The sequence below is a fragment of the Pseudomonas sp. S30 genome (assembly GCF_016518545.1).
Taxonomy (GTDB): domain Bacteria; phylum Pseudomonadota; class Gammaproteobacteria; order Pseudomonadales; family Pseudomonadaceae; genus Aquipseudomonas.
The window spans coordinates 1-301 of record NZ_JACVTO010000061.1 but is presented as its reverse complement, the minus strand read 5'-3'; the positions used below and the strand labels follow the sequence as shown (position 1 = coordinate 301).

Genomic DNA, 301 nt, shown 5'->3' with positions numbered 1-301 from the left:
TACAGAACTGCAGGCCGAATGGGAGTTCATCCGCCGGTTCATGGATGAGGGCCCCGAGGGTCTACCGCGACCTCGCATCACTTCCCACTTTCCCTGGCCTTGGCAAGCCTTCACCCCTCAATTCGAAGGGCTGACTCACTATTTTCGCAGGTCTTCTCGAATCACCAAGATCGGCCTGGTCTTGATCTCGCCCGCCTTCCTGATCATCGGAACCGGCCACTGGCTGAGCCTCATGCTGTGCTGGAAACCACGCTGGCCCAAGATCATTCGCGAAGCAGGCCTACCCGGAAAACCCATCCCC

General features: G+C 58.8%; 1 protein-coding gene. It reads left to right on the top strand.

Annotation, left to right across the window (positions count from 1 at the left end):
* Positions 1 to 301 (top strand): DUF6708 domain-containing protein (locus IAE34_RS24455; RefSeq protein ID WP_442793249.1); only part of this gene is annotated, 301 nt, incomplete at both ends.